Annotated in this window: 14 protein-coding genes and 1 riboswitch; of the genes, 4 read left to right on the top strand and 10 right to left on the bottom strand. The window is 67.4% G+C overall.

Annotated features, from left to right (window positions below; all coding sequences use genetic code 11):
* Positions 1 to 342: 342 nt before the first annotated feature.
* The 4 genes from BLU38_RS21330 to infC form a co-directional block, all read right to left on the bottom strand.
* Positions 343 to 1,176, bottom strand: coding sequence for a TrmH family RNA methyltransferase (locus tag BLU38_RS21330; protein WP_231919969.1), 834 nt, complete (start codon positions 1,174 to 1,176; stop codon positions 343 to 345).
* Positions 1,177 to 1,199: 23 nt separating this feature from the next.
* Positions 1,200 to 1,571 carry a 50S ribosomal protein L20 gene (gene rplT, locus BLU38_RS21325; RefSeq protein ID WP_091527418.1) on the bottom strand — a complete coding sequence of 124 codons (372 nt, stop codon included), beginning with the start codon at positions 1,569 to 1,571 and terminating at the stop codon, positions 1,200 to 1,202.
* A gap of 77 nt (positions 1,572 to 1,648) precedes the next feature.
* A complete protein-coding gene (gene rpmI, locus BLU38_RS21320) occupies positions 1,649 to 1,843 on the bottom strand; it encodes a 50S ribosomal protein L35 (RefSeq protein WP_091527417.1) in 195 nt (64 codons plus the stop codon).
* Between the two features lie 179 nt (positions 1,844 to 2,022).
* On the bottom strand, positions 2,023 to 2,619 hold the full coding sequence (infC, locus tag BLU38_RS21315) for a translation initiation factor IF-3 (RefSeq protein ID WP_231920426.1): 597 nt from the start codon (positions 2,617 to 2,619) through the stop codon (positions 2,023 to 2,025).
* 487 nt (positions 2,620 to 3,106) lie between these two features.
* On the opposite strand from infC, the gene BLU38_RS21310 reads away from it, so the two are divergent.
* The 3 genes from BLU38_RS21310 to rhmD are packed head-to-tail and all read left to right on the top strand — an operon-like array spanning position 3,107 to position 6,723.
* Positions 3,107 to 4,441 carry an MFS transporter gene (locus tag BLU38_RS21310; protein ID WP_091527416.1) on the top strand — a complete coding sequence of 445 codons (1,335 nt, stop codon included), beginning with the start codon at positions 3,107 to 3,109 and terminating at the stop codon, positions 4,439 to 4,441.
* Positions 4,442 to 4,471: 30 nt separating this feature from the next.
* Entirely contained in the window at positions 4,472 to 5,524 is a 1,053-nt protein-coding gene (locus BLU38_RS21305; RefSeq protein ID WP_091527415.1) for a zinc-dependent alcohol dehydrogenase, read from the top strand.
* A complete protein-coding gene (rhmD, locus tag BLU38_RS21300; RefSeq protein WP_091527414.1) occupies positions 5,521 to 6,723 on the top strand; it encodes an L-rhamnonate dehydratase in 1,203 nt (400 codons plus the stop codon). Before BLU38_RS21305 ends, rhmD begins: the two co-directional genes overlap by 4 nt.
* Here the strand turns inward: rhmD and BLU38_RS21295 are convergent.
* Entirely contained in the window at positions 6,702 to 7,226 is a 525-nt protein-coding gene (locus BLU38_RS21295; protein WP_091527413.1) for an SseB family protein, read from the bottom strand. The genes rhmD and BLU38_RS21295 overlap by 22 nt on opposite strands.
* Positions 7,227 to 7,320: 94 nt before the next feature.
* Here BLU38_RS21295 and BLU38_RS21290 point away from each other — a divergent pair, with 94 nt between their 5' ends.
* Positions 7,321 to 7,794: a hypothetical protein gene (locus BLU38_RS21290; RefSeq protein WP_091527412.1), complete on the top strand. Its 474-nt coding sequence runs from the start codon at positions 7,321 to 7,323 to the stop codon at positions 7,792 to 7,794.
* A gap of 27 nt (positions 7,795 to 7,821) precedes the next feature.
* Here BLU38_RS21290 and BLU38_RS21285 read toward each other — a convergent pair whose 3' ends face one another.
* The 5 genes from BLU38_RS21285 to mshC all read right to left on the bottom strand — a co-directional run bounded on the left by BLU38_RS21285 (position 7,822) and on the right by mshC (position 11,792).
* Positions 7,822 to 8,298: a PH domain-containing protein gene (locus tag BLU38_RS21285; protein ID WP_091527411.1), complete on the bottom strand. Its 477-nt coding sequence runs from the start codon at positions 8,296 to 8,298 to the stop codon at positions 7,822 to 7,824.
* A gap of 11 nt (positions 8,299 to 8,309) precedes the next feature.
* Positions 8,310 to 9,176, bottom strand: coding sequence for an ATP phosphoribosyltransferase (hisG, locus tag BLU38_RS21280; protein ID WP_091527410.1), 867 nt, complete (start codon positions 9,174 to 9,176; stop codon positions 8,310 to 8,312).
* Between the two features lie 60 nt (positions 9,177 to 9,236).
* Positions 9,237 to 9,524: a phosphoribosyl-ATP diphosphatase gene (locus tag BLU38_RS21275; protein WP_091527409.1), complete on the bottom strand. Its 288-nt coding sequence runs from the start codon at positions 9,522 to 9,524 to the stop codon at positions 9,237 to 9,239.
* Positions 9,521 to 10,249, bottom strand: coding sequence for a nicotinamide riboside transporter PnuC (gene pnuC, locus BLU38_RS21270; RefSeq protein ID WP_091527408.1), 729 nt, complete (start codon positions 10,247 to 10,249; stop codon positions 9,521 to 9,523). The genes BLU38_RS21275 and pnuC overlap by 4 nt, the downstream gene beginning before the upstream one ends.
* Before the next feature lie 93 nt (positions 10,250 to 10,342).
* A riboswitch (FMN riboswitch) is annotated at positions 10,343 to 10,477 on the bottom strand.
* A 67-nt stretch (positions 10,478 to 10,544) separates the two neighbouring features.
* Positions 10,545 to 11,792 carry a cysteine--1-D-myo-inosityl 2-amino-2-deoxy-alpha-D-glucopyranoside ligase gene (gene mshC / locus BLU38_RS21265; RefSeq protein ID WP_091527407.1) on the bottom strand — a complete coding sequence of 416 codons (1,248 nt, stop codon included), beginning with the start codon at positions 11,790 to 11,792 and terminating at the stop codon, positions 10,545 to 10,547.
* Positions 11,793 to 11,795 lie beyond the last annotated feature (3 nt).

The following is an 11,795-nucleotide window of genomic DNA, read 5'->3' as shown; positions in this document are numbered from 1 at the left end:
GGATCGTTCCGCCGTCCGGATCCATGATCATCTGCCGCTGGGATCATCCGCAGCTGGGTGGCCGCGGTCGAGTGCCCGCAGGTCGGGTGGATGGACCGGCGGCAGCACGCGCGGAGGCGGCGAGCAGCGGCAGCACGGACGACCGGCTGACAACCAAGCCTGCGCCAGGCCCCGGGCCCGAGCCCAGCATCCCGGCCCGAAACATGGACGACTGTCCAGAAATCGGAGCCGAGATCGCGATCCGCCACCGAAACACGGACGAGTGTCCAGAATTCCGGTTCCGGTCCATCGAGTGGAATCACGAACGGTCACCCAGGGCGCGAGGCTGTCAGGCGGGAGTTGTCAGGTTCGTTGGGCGAAGGCGGAGGCGTACAGGCAGACGGCGGCGGCCGTGCTGAGGTTGAGGCTCTCGGCCCGGCCGTAGATCGGGACGGCGACCGCACGATCGGCCAGCGCAAGATGATCTTGATCCAGCCCGTGGGCTTCGTTGCCCATCAGCCAGACCGTCGGCGCGGCCAGCTCGCCGGCGCGAACCAGTTGATCGAGGTCGGCGTCACCACCGCCGGCAGCGGCGAGGATCTGCATCCCGGCCGTACGGCATTGCTGGAGCACCTGCTCCAGGTCGACGTCGACGACGATCGGCAGATGGAAGATGCTGCCGGTGCTGGCGCGTACGGTCTTGGGGTTGTAGAGATCGACCGAGGCGCGGGACAGGATCACCGCGTCTGCACCGGCGGCGTCGGCACAGCGGATCACGGTGCCGGCATTGCCCGGGTCGCGGATCTCGGAGCAGCAGACGATCAGGCGGGCCTCGGCAGGCACGGCATCGACCAGGTCGACATCAACGGTCCGACAGACCGCGATGATCCCTTGTGGCGTTGACGAATCGGTGAGTGAGCCGAGGTCGGCTTCGGAGACGCCGACTCCCGGCGCCGACGGATCGATCCGACCGTCGACCAGATCCGGATGCCGACCGGCGGCTCGGTCGGTGCACAAGATCAATTCGGCCGCACCGGCGGCCAGCGCCTCCCGTACGGCCTGCGGTCCTTCGGCGAGGAATCGACCACGAGCAAGGCGTTCCTTGCGGCGGAGCAAGCGACGAGCCGACCGCAGCTGCCCCTGACTGGCCGGTGGTAGTCCGGCGGGTGGCAGCGCGGTCGGCTCGTGGTTGCTCAACGGCGGGTCGGATCGGGTGGCGATCAGGCCGCGGCTGCGGTGTTGCTGTTCTCCTTGGCGACCTTCACCAGAGCGGCGAACGCGGCGGAGTCGGTGACGGCGAGATCAGCGAGGATCTTGCGGTCGACCTCGACACCGGCGGTGCGCAGGCCGGCGATGAACCGGTTGTAGGTCATGCCCTCGGCGCGGACGGCGGCGTTGATCCGCTGGATCCACAGCTTGCGGAACTCGCCCTTGCGCGCACGACGGTCGCGGTAGGAGTAGGTGAAGGAGTGTGCGAGCTGTTCCTTGGCCTTGCGGTACAGCCGGGAGCGCTGACCCCGGTAGCCGGAGGCCTGCTCGAGGACCTCGCGACGCTTCTTCTGCGCGTTGACGGAACGCTTGACGCGTGCCATGAGAAATCTCCTTGATTCGTTCTGGGTGTTGCGGGAGGTTCAAGGTCCTTCGACCAGCTCAGGACCCCTGGCACGCCCTACTTGCGGAGCAGCTTCTTGATCTTCTTGGCGTCGCCGCCCTCAAGGGTGTCGATACCGTCGACGCGGCGCAGTCGCTTGCTTGGCTTGTGCTCGTTCAGGTGGGTCTTGCCCGCCTTGCGGTGCACGATCTTGCCCGAGCCCGTCGTCCGGAAGCGCTTCTTCGCACCGGAGTGCGTCTTCATCTTCGGCATGGCGATGCCGCTCCTTACCTCGTCGACGTCCACCCCCCGGCCGGGGGCAGACTTCGTTACTTCACTTCGTTGGTCCTGCGTGAGTCCGGCCACGCCCCCGACCTCGCTGTTCGGGGCGCAACCGTGCACCTGCGCCGGCGGCGGACTCAACTCCGCGGCGCTTCGTGAACCGTGTCGGCTCAGATCTGATCCGGATCGAACGCGGCCAGCGCGTCCTTCTTCCTGGTGGTCGGCTTGACCCGATCCTCCTCGGCCAGCTCCGCCCCGTCACCGTTGGCGTTGGCGGCGGACGTGCCCGCCTGCTTCAACGCGGACCGGTTCTTGTGCGGGCCGAGCACCATCAGCATGTTGCGACCGTCCTGCTTGGGAGAGGACTCGATGAAGCCCCACTCCTCCACGTCGGTGGCCAACCGCTGCAACAGGTTGTACCCCAGCTCCGGTCTGGACTGCTCGCGCCCCCGGAACATGATGGTGATCTTGACCTTGTCGCCCTCCTTGAGGAAGCGGACCACGTGACCCTTCTTGGTCTCGTAGTCGTGTGCGTCGATCTTCGGACGCAGCTTCATCTCCTTGATGACGGTGTTGGTCTGGTTCCGTCGGGACTCACGGGCCTTCTGGGCGTTCTCGTACTTGAACTTGCCGTAGTCCATGAGCTTGGCGACGGGCGGGCGCGCCATCGGCGCGACCTCGACCAGATCGAGTTCGGCCTCGCGGGCAAGCCGCAGGGCGTCTTCGATCCGGACGATCCCGACCTGCTCGCCGGCGGGTCCCACCAGGCGAACTTCGGGAATGCGAATTCGTTCGTTGATTCGCGGTTCGGTGCTGATTGCTCCTCCAGAGTGTTGAGCTGATGTTTCGGTTCGTGCGGTGCAGACCGCTTCCGTCGACCGTCCCGGGTCCGCGGCGAGTGCCGAACATGACGAAGGGCCCTCGCCGACGGCGAAGACCCTGGATGGTACGAACGACCACACCGGCTCTACCGGATCCACTCGGACGCGCCGAGTGAGGCGTTCGTGACCGACCCGACAACTGCCGCTGAGGCGTCGTACGGGTGGGAGATCGGGTCTCCGCTTGGCGGACTCGATGACGGATCACCGAATCGGTCGCACAAAGTCTAACATCAAACGGCGGTGAACCTATTCCGCGCGGGATGCGGCCAGGCCTGACCGTCCGAGACGACCGGCGGCGGCGCAACCGGCACCGGAAGACTGTTTCCTATACGATATCTGCTCCTGTCAGATCCGCACCGACGAGGAGACGACGATGTCCGATCGGTTCGAGCTCAGCGAACGCGCGACCAAGAAGGTGTTCAAACGCCTGGTCCCCTTCCTGTTGCTGATGTACGTGATCGCGTTCCTGGACCGCAGCAACGTGTCCTTCGCGCAGGAAGAGTTCGAGGTCGACTTCGGGATCAGTGCGGCGGCGTACGCGCTCGGTGCCGGCCTCTTCTTCGTCGGCTACGCGATCTTCGAGATCCCCAGCAACCTGCTGCTGCACCGGGTCGGTGCCCGCTGGTGGCTGGCCCGGATCATGGTCAGCTGGGGCATCGTGTCCAGCCTCTTCGTCTTCGTCCAGGGGCCGGTCAGCTTCTACATCCTGCGGTTGCTGCTCGGGATCACCGAGGCCGGCTTCTTCCCCGGCGTGATCCTCTACCTGACCTATTGGGTGCCGGCCCGACATCTGAGTCGAGCGCGTGGCTACTTCTACATGGGCATCGCGCTGGCCGGGATGATCGGCAATCCGCTGTCCGGTGGGCTGCTGGAACTGAACGGCGTGGCCAACCTGCGCGGTATCCAATGGATGTTCCTGGTCGAGGGTGTGCTGGCCATCGCGGTCGGAGTCTGGTCCTACTTCTTCCTCACCGACCGGCCGCGGAACGCGACCTGGCTGCCCGACGACGAGCGCACCGCGTTGGCCGACACGGTCGAGCAGGAGGACAACACCAAGGCCGCGGGCGAGGGGCCGCAGAAGGTGCTGCTGGCGTTGGCCAACTGGCGGATCTGGTATTTCGCCGCGCTCTACTTCTGTATCCAGATCGCGGTCTACGGGATGACCTTCTTCCTGCCCACCCAGGTGACCAAGATCACCGGGCAGGAACTCGGCTTCGCGGCGGCCCTGGTGACCGCGATCCCGTGGGTCTTCGGGCTGGCCTCGGTCGCCTTCTTCCCCGGTCTGGCCGACCGGACGCGGCGCCATCGCACCATCGGGACGGTGCTGCTGCTGGTCACCGCGGTAGGAATCTTCCTCTCCGGCCTGCTCAGCGGCACGCCGGTGTTGGCAATCGCCGGCCTGGCCCTGGCAGCGATCGGATTCGTCGCGGTGCAGCCGATCTTCTGGACGCTGCCGACGGAGTATCTGACCGGGTACGCCGCAGCCGCCGGGATCGGCTTGATCAACTCGTTGGGTAACCTCGGAGGGTTCCTGGCGCCGATCATGCGGAGTTCCTTCGACGACAGCGTCGGCGGCAACGCCGGCCTGAACGCCCTGGCATTGGGGGCGGTGGCCGCGGCAGCACTGCTGGCACTGACCACCTTCTTCCCGAAGGCCAACGACATCGAGACCGGGGCGGCTGAGACGATGGTCCCGCGCTCCCGCTGACGAGAGGAACCCGATGAAGGCCGGCACCCGATGAAGGCACTCGTCCTGAACGGTGACTACGACATCTCCCTGCAGGACCGTCCCGAGCCCGAGCCCGCCGCCGGCGAGGTGCTGGTGGAGGTGATCGCGACCGGGATCTGCGGATCGGACTTCCACGGCTACTCCGGGGAGAACGGCCGGCGGCATCCCGGTCAGGTGATGGGGCATGAGACCGTCGGCCGGATCGTCGCCCTCGGCGCCGCTGTCGATGATCATCAGATCGGCGAGCTGGTGACGGTCAATCCGGTGCTGAACTGCGGCGATTGCGATGCCTGCCGCGCCGGCCAGCAGGCCTGGTGCCCGAATCGGTCGTTGTTCGGCGTCACGCCGGAGATCTCGGCCGCCTTCGCCGAACGCTTCGTGATCAGGGCGTCCAACGTGATCACCCTGCCCGCCGACCTGCCTCCCGAGCTCGGTGCGCTGGTCGAACCACTCGCGGTCGGCTACCACGCTGCCCGTCGCGGCGGCTGCGGACCGCAGGACCGGGTGCTGGTGATCGGCGGTGGCCCGATCGGCCAGGCCTGTGTGCTGGCCGCGCACCGGCTCGGCGCCTCGCGGGTTGCGGTGTCGGATCCGAAGGACACCCGACGCGCGATCTGTGCGCGGCTGGGTTCCGAGACGATCGACCCCGCGGCTGGTGAACTGACCGACGCCGTCGAGAACGCACTGGGCGGTCGCCCGAATCTCGTGCTCGATGCGGTCGGGGTCTCGGCGACGGTCGCCGACGCACTCACCGTCGCCGGGCTCGGCGCCCGGATCGTGTTGGTCGGGATGGGGTCGCCGCAGCTGGAGCTCTCGGCGTACGCGGTCAGCACCGAGGAACGGACGCTGTTCGGCTCCTTCACCTACACCGCCGAGGAGTTCGCCGCGACGGCCGCCTGGGTGGGCAGCCGGCCCGCCGGTCTGGATGCCCTGATCGACGGCCGGGTCGGCTGGGAGGACGCTCCGCAGAGCTTTGATGATCTTGCTCGCGGGGCCAGCGCCGCCAGCAAGATCCTGGTGTTTCCCGGTGGTGCACCGACCTCGTCGGCGGTCCGATCATGACGGCGCGAGCGACGACGGCGAGGATCGCCCAGGTCCGGGCGTACACGGTCGGTTCCGGCGGCGGCGCTGACTACCATGATCAACAGGGCTACCACTGGATCGATGATCACATCTCGACGCCGATGGCACGCTATCCCGGATATGCCGACAGCCGCCGCAGTTTCGGTTTGAACGTGCTCGGCACCCTGGTGGTGCAGATCGAGGCCGACGACGGCACCGTCGGCTTCGGTGTGACCACCGCCGGCGAGCCCGGCGCCTGGATCGTGGAGCGTCACCTGTCGCGCTTTCTGGAGGGCAGGCCGGTCACCGAGATCGAGAAGATCTGGGACCAGATGTACGCCTCCACGTTGTTCTACGGCCGCAAGGGCCTGGTGTTGAACGTGATCAGCGCGATCGACCTCGCCCTGTGGGATCTACTCGGGCGGCTCCGGCAGGAACCGGTGTACGCGCTGCTCGGCGGGCCGGTCCGCGACGAGTTGATCATGTATGCCACCGGTGCCCGTCCTGATCTTGCTCAGCAGCTCGGCTTCGTCGGCGGCAAGATGCCGCTGCACCACGGGCCGTCCGAGGGTGCGGAAGGGTTGCGGGCCAATCTGGCGGAGCTGGCGGCGATGCGGGAGAAGGTCGGAGACGACTTCTGGCTGATGTGGGACTGCTGGATGTCGCTGGATCTGGACTACGCCACCCGGCTGGCCGACGGCGCTCATCGGTACGGCCTGAAGTGGTTGGAGGAGGCGCTGCCCCCGGACGACTACTGGGGTTATCGCGATCTTCGACGCGCCGTCCCGCGCGGCCTGCTGGTGTCCACCGGTGAGCACGAGGCGACCCGATACGGGTTCCGGATGCTGCTGGAGATGGGCTGCGCGGACATCCTGCAGCCCGATGTCGGCTGGTGCGGCGGGATCACCGAGCTGATCAAGATCTCCGCATTGGCCGATGCGCACGGCGCGCTGGTGGTGCCGCACGGATCGAGTGTCTACAGCTATCACTTCGTGATCACCCGGACCAACAGCCCGTTCTCGGAGTTCATCATGATGGCGCCCGAGGCCGACGAGGTGGTGCCGATGTTCACCCCGCTGCTGGTCGGCGAACCGGTGCCGGTGAACGGCCGGCTGCGGTTGCCGGAGACCCCCGGCTTCGGTGTCGAGCTCAATCCCGAGGTCGAGCTGATCCGGCCCTACTCCGGTCGGGAGTCCTGAGCGGGCACGGCCCAACCGAATTCGTCGTTGCCGGTGTCGACCAGCCGATGGCCGGCGGCCAGCTGCTGCAGGATCTCGCCGTCGATGGCCAACGGATGCGGCCCGTTGACGTCGATCAGCAGGGCTGTCGCGCCCTCCTGCAGTGCCGAGGCGGCGGCCAGGTCGAGGGTGACCGGCACCGGGCGGGCCTCGGCGTTCCAGACGGTCAGCGAGTCGTTGCCGGTGAAGGCCACCATGGCCCGGGAGCCGTCGCCGGCCTGCAGCAGGACGACGGCCATCTCGGCCTCTTTGTCACTGCTCAGCCCGGCAGTGGTCACGCCCTCGACGGTCGTGGTGGCGACGACCGGGACCAACAGCCGTACCGTGCACAGCTCGGCGACGGCCCGCAGGTAGTCCGGCAACTCCCCCGACACGGTCGCGGCGAGTCTGGCGCGGGCGGTGGCATCGGCCTGCCCGTCGTCGCCGGGGAACGGGGTATCGGCGAGGGAACGTTGGTGAGTCATGACCGGTTCAGCGTAGTGCCGTTCGATGTTTTGAGGGCTCGGTGGGGGTGGTCACCGATCGGCAGCGACCCCGGCGGCGTGGCAACCTTGAGGTATGCCCCAAGCCGATGCCGTCCTGCTCCCGATCTGTGTCGCCATTGCCCTGATCGGTGTGATTCTCGCGGGCCTCGCCTGGCGGCGTGGTCGCAAGGGCCGGGTGCTGCAGGCCGCAGCACTGGTCATCATCCCGTTCGGTCTCTATCTGACCGGCTTCCTGCGGGTGCTCTGGGATGCCGTGGTCGACATCGTGCGCTGGGCGTTCCGGCTGGTGATCTCCCCGAGCCTGTGGATCGGCGTCAGTCTGATCGGGCTGTGCGTGGTGTTGTTCGTGATCGGGCTGTTGGTGAACAGGTTCGGCGCCGATCCGAAGCCGAAGGAGAAGCCGGTGAAGGGCGGAGCGGCCGGCGCCAAGCCGGCGGTCGGAGCACCGAAGGCGGCCGGCGCCGCCAAGTCGGGCAAGCAGCAGCCGGAGTCCGATCCGGAGATGGACGAGATCGAGGCCCTGCTGAAGTCCCGCGGGATCGAATAGTCCGACGGCCCCGTCGACCGAGAGCCTTCAGTGGGCCCGGCCGGCGGACATCAGGCGACGAAGCTCGGCGACGGCCCGACCGGCGCGGGCTCCGTCACTGCGCTGGATCCCCAGCAGCATCTGCCGACGCGGGTCATCCGGATCACCGACCTGCAGGGTCGGCCACGGATCGCCGTCGCGATAGACGACCCGATGGACCTCCGACCAGTCGAAGCGGCGCACGCTGAGACCGTTGCGCAGCCAGACACCCTGCCGATCCGCTCGTACGGTGCTCAATGCCAGACCGGTGATCATGCCGACGATCACCACCAGCACCCCCAACAGCGTGATCAATTGGAACGGTGTGAACAGCGCCTTCAGGTGAGGCGGGAGGGCGATCCAGCCGATGATCACCACGATCACCAGCGCACCGGCGAAGATCGCGCCGACGATCCGCAACCGGCGAGGGTGAAAGGTCAGCTGCCCCGATCCGTCGGTGTCGGTCGGTTCATGGTCCTTCGACAAGCTCAGGACCCTTACAACCGGCTGGCCGCGATGTCGGTGACCAGGATCGCACGGGCCCCGACCTGCCACAGGTCGTCCATGATCTGCTGAGCCTTCCTGCGCTCGACCATGGCGCGGACGGCGAACCAACCCTCCCGGGACAACGGGGCGATGGTGGGCGACTCGAAGCCGGGAGTGATCGCACTTGCCGCGTCGAGATGATCTTGGTCGACGTCGTAGTCCATCATCACGTAGGTGCGGGCGATCAGCACTCCGTTCAGCCGGCGGACCAGCGTCTCGAAGCCGTCCGGCATCTCGGCTCGGTCGGCCGGCTTGATCAAGATCGCCTCGGACTGCAGGATCGGGTCACCGAACATCTCCAGTCCGGCCTGCCGCAGGGTGGTACCGGTCTCCACCACGTCGGCGATCACGTCGGCGATGCCGAGCCGGATGGCGATCTCGACCGCACCGTCCAAGTGGATCAGCCGCGGAGAGACACCGCGCTGCGCGAGGTGCTGTTCGACCAGTCGCGGATACGAGGTCGCCAGTCGGGCGCCGTCCAACTTGTCCTCGGTCAGGTCGCTGCCGGTCGGACCGGCGAATCGGAAGCGGCTCCGGGCGAAGCCCAGACCGAGCACCTCATCGGCGGCTGCGCCGGACTCGATCAGCATGTCGCGGCCGGTGATCCCGACGTCGACGGTCCCCTCGCCGACGTAGGTCGCGATGTCCTTCGGACGCAGGTAATAGAACTCGATGGCGGTCTCACCGTCGAGGTGGACCAGTTGCTTGGTCTCGGAGCGCTGGGTGTAGCCGGCCTCCCGGAGGATGGCGGCGGCGCCCTCGGACAGCGCGCCCTTGTTGGGCACGGCGATCCGCAAGGGTGTGCGTTCGGTTGGCATCGGTACAGATCCTCACACGGGCAAGTCGGTGCGTGGGCGGGACGACGGGGTCTTCTCGGATCACAGATGTCGATACACGTCGGTCGGCTCCAGGTCCAGCGCCAGCATCATCACCTGCAGGTGGTAGAGCAACTGGCTGATCTCCTCGGCCGCCCGGTCCTTGTCCTCGTGCTCGGCGGCCATCCACACCTCGGCGGCCTCCTCGACGACCTTCTTGCCGATCTCGTGCACGCCGGCGTCCAATCGCGCGACCGTGCCGGAACCGGGCTCACGCAGCCGTGCCTTCTCGGCCAGCTCAGCGAACAGGTCGTCGAACGTCTTGGTGGAGCCGGGATCGGTCGAGGTCACGCCGACAGCGTAGTGCCGGCCGTCCGGCCTTCCCCAACCTGTCCATCCGGCCGCGGCGGCTCGGCGCCCCGATCACGTTGGATCCGCCACCAGGAGACGAAGCCGACCACGACCACCGCGGCGTAGATGATGTACATGATCGCCGACGGGTACAGCTGGGCGGCGAACAACAGCGGGACACCGACGGCGTCGACGGCGATCCAGATCAGCCAGAACTCGGTCCAGCCGCGGGCCATCCCGTACGTGGCGAGCACCGATCCGGTGAGGATCCAGGCGTCGCTGGCGGGGCCCCACGAATTCAGCGCCCGCAGCACGAAGTAGAAGACCACCCAGAGCACGACCGCGCCGCCGAGCAGTTGCAGCCGCTCGTTCCGGTTGGCCCAGCGTGGCTGCACCGCTGCCCCGGCATTCGCCCCCTGGTTGGCGCGGCGGAAGCGATACCACTTCACCCAGCCGTAGACGCTGACGATCAGGAAGAAGATCTGCCGTCCGGCCTGACCCCACAGGTTGAGGTCCTGCGGGGTGTGGAAGGTCGCGCCCAGGAAAACGGTGAAGAGGATGATGTTGCCGACGATGCCGATCGGCCAGGCGGACACCCGGCGAGCCATCCCGAGCAGGGCGCTGGCGACACCGAAGCCGTTGCCGATGATCTCCCGCCACAGGATGCCGGGGCCGATGTCGATCTTGGCGTTCACCAGCCGTGCCAGCAATTCGGAGACGTCCACGTTTCTGCTTCCTCCATATTCCGGATCCACCAGCGGACCCGGGGTATGGAGTCGCCCCCGCGGCGACCGAGGACGGCGCACACGTCGGCAGACCCGCGGTTCCTCCCATCCGGACTTTCACCGTCGGTCGTGGAGTTTCACCACATCAACCGAATCCGACCTGCTGATCGTCATCGGGTCGCGGACTGTCACCGCCGGCTCGGACTTTCACCGACCCCGGAACCACTCACTACACCCTACCGAACCGCCGATCGGCGGCCACTATTCCCCGAAGTTGTCAGAGTCGGCGAAGTTGTCAGAGCCGGATGCCGAGGAGTGCATCGACGGCTTCGGCGACCTGGTGCGGGGCGTCGGAGTCGGTGCCGTCCGCGGCGGCGCTGGCCCCGACCCAGGCGTCGACGGCGGCCAATGCGGTCGGGGCGTCGAGATCGTTGTTCAGCGCGGCCCGGAGCTGGCCGATCATCTCCTGGGCCGGCAGCCCGGCGTCCTGACCGACCGCCTGCCGCCAGCCGGCCAACCGGTGCTGTGCCGAGGCCAGCAGTTCGTCGGTCCAGGACCAGTCGGTCCGGTAGTTGTTGGCCAGCAGCGCCAACCGGATCGCCATCGGATCGACGCCGTCCTCGCGGAGTTTGGAGACCAGCACCAGATTGCCCAGCGACTTGGACATCTTCTCCCCGTCCAGACCGACCATGCCGGCATGCACGTAGGACCGCGCGAAGGGCTTCTCGGTGGCCACCCGGGCGCCGGCGGCGCACATCTCGTGATGGGGGAAGATCAGGTCACTCCCGCCGCCCTGGACGTCGAACTCGGTGCCCAGGAACTCCAACGCGATCGCGGTGCACTCGATGTGCCAACCCGGACGACCGGCACCGAACGGGCTGTCCCAGGACGGTTCTCCGGGCCGAGCCCGGCGCCACACCAGGCAGTCCAGCGGCTGTTCCTTGCCCGGCCGGTCGGGGTCGCCGCCGCGCTCGGCCGACAGTTTCAGCGCTTCGGCCTCCACCAGATGACCGACCTCACCGAAATCGGCGTCCCGACCGACCCGGAAGTACAGATCGGGATATTCCGGATCGTCGACGGCATAGATCGCGCCGCGCTGTTGCAGTTCCTCGATCAGATCGTTGACCAGGCCGATCGACTCCACCGCACCCTGGTAGCGGTCGGGCGGGATCACGTTCAGGGCTTCCATGTCGTCCCGGAAGAGCTGGATCTCCCGCTCGGCAAGGGACCGCCAGTCCTCGCCGGTGGCGTCGGCGCGTTCCAGCAGCGGGTCGTCGACGTCGGTGATGTTCTGCACGTACCGGACGTCCAGGCCGTTGTCCCGCCAGACCCGGTTCAGCAGGTCGAAGGTGACGTAGGTGTTGGCGTGCCCCATGTGGGTGGCGTCGTACGGGGTGATCCCGCAGACGTACATCCGAGCGGTCCCGTGCTTGGGTCCGAGATCGATGATCGCCTGCGCCGCGGTGTCGAAGATCGACACCTCGCTCGGGCCGGAGGCTCCGGCCGGCACGGACGGAAGGGACGGGGCTTTCCAGGCCTGCATACC

Source organism: Microlunatus soli (assembly GCF_900105385.1).
GTDB classification, from domain to species: domain Bacteria; phylum Actinomycetota; class Actinomycetes; order Propionibacteriales; family Propionibacteriaceae; genus Microlunatus; species Microlunatus soli.
Note: the sequence above shows the minus strand (reverse complement) of the source record. Positions and strands in the feature narration are given on the sequence as shown.